The 943-nt window shown below is 70.1% G+C and carries 1 protein-coding gene; it reads right to left on the reverse strand.

All coding sequences use genetic code 11. From position 1 onward, the window contains the following. Positions 1-235: 235 nt before the first annotated feature. Positions 236-943 (reverse strand): DUF5819 family protein (locus tag ACJA3G_RS37675; protein WP_406557500.1); only part of this gene is annotated, 708 nt, incomplete at its 5' end.

Genomic DNA, 943 nt, shown 5'->3' on the forward strand with positions numbered 1-943 from the left:
GCGCCAGGGGCTGCGGAGGGCGCCTGGGGTGTCTGGGGCGCCTGGTGGGCAGGCGAGGCGTGCCAGTGCCATCCCTGGGGCTGAGGGGACGTGTGCGGCGCCTGGGACTGCTCGTCGGCAGTCCCGCCCGTCGCACCGTCCGCCGGCCCGCGTACGGGTCCGCTCACCGCATCACTCATGGTCTCGCCCCGGGACTCGCTCGTGAAGTCGCTGGTGGACCCACTCGTGGACTCGTTCATCGGCCGGCCTCCGAGCGCGCCTCGGCGGAACCGGCGCCGCCCGGGAGGTCGGCGGGGGTCACGGTCCACCAGGGGACGACCCGGTAGTACGGCCGGGTGTCGATCTTCTCGTCGCTCCACACCGGAGCCTTCACGGACCTCGTCACGGACCTGACCTGTACACGCTCGACGGTTCCGCCGTCATGGTGCGCGCCGAGGCGGAGCATCACGATCCGGTGGATATAGCGGTCGGAGAGCTCGCCGCGCAGCCCGTTGGGCTTGTTGTCGTCGGTGTGGGAGTTGACGAAGAACTCCCAGCCCCGGCGCAGCTCGTTCTGCTGAGTGTGGCTGGGCAGCGGGTTGCCGCGGATGCCGGAGCCGTCCTCGGCCGTCAGGTCGATCCAGTCGGTCGTCTTCCGGTTCCCGTCCGGCATACGGATCTCGGCACGGGCCTGGACCGCGATGTTCTGCTGGAGCGGGTTGGGTGCGAAGAGCTTCCAGTTCTGTTCGAACTCGGGATAGATCCAGTCGTCGACGATTTTTCCGTGCTGCTTCGTGACCGTATTGGACGGCGCGACGTGCAGAAACACCATGGCGATGTGAACGATCCCCACCACCGCGACGACCGCCAGCGCGAGCGCCGCGGCCACCTGGTAGGGCAGCGAGAGCCCGGCGATCCCGCGCCCGGGGACTCCGGGGGCGGGGGAGCCGGAGGCCTCGGGAGG

Source organism: Streptomyces sp. YS-3, from assembly GCF_045257485.1.
Taxonomy (GTDB): domain Bacteria; phylum Actinomycetota; class Actinomycetes; order Streptomycetales; family Streptomycetaceae; genus Streptomyces.